At 40.1% G+C, this 274-nt stretch carries 1 protein-coding gene; it reads left to right on the top strand.

What is annotated here, in order from left to right:
• The coding region (locus SB816_RS31510; protein WP_410548183.1) for a hypothetical protein at positions 1-274 on the top strand (274 nt) is incomplete at both ends.

Below are 274 nucleotides of genomic sequence, written 5' to 3'. Positions count from 1 at the left end.
ATCAAGAAAAAATACTCGAAGATACTGAGCTTGGTCATTGGTCTTTATGGACCGAGGAGCTAGAGAGTGATGCTGAGCAAGTTATTGACTTACCCACCCCGATGGTCGCGCGAGATCCAAAGTCGAGCATTAACGATGGTGTGGTAGCAATTGATTTTGGTACAAAAAGTACTGTTGTGGTGTATCAAAAAGATAATGTGAATATACATCCAATGCGTATTGGAACAGGCGATTTAAGCAAAGATATACAAGCTCATCATTATGAAAATCCAAC

Source organism: Achromobacter sp. SIMBA_011 (assembly GCF_046535435.1).
Classification (GTDB): Bacteria; Pseudomonadota; Gammaproteobacteria; order Burkholderiales; family Burkholderiaceae_B; genus Achromobacter; species Achromobacter dolens.
Note: the sequence above shows the minus strand (reverse complement) of the source record. Positions and strands in the feature narration are given on the sequence as shown.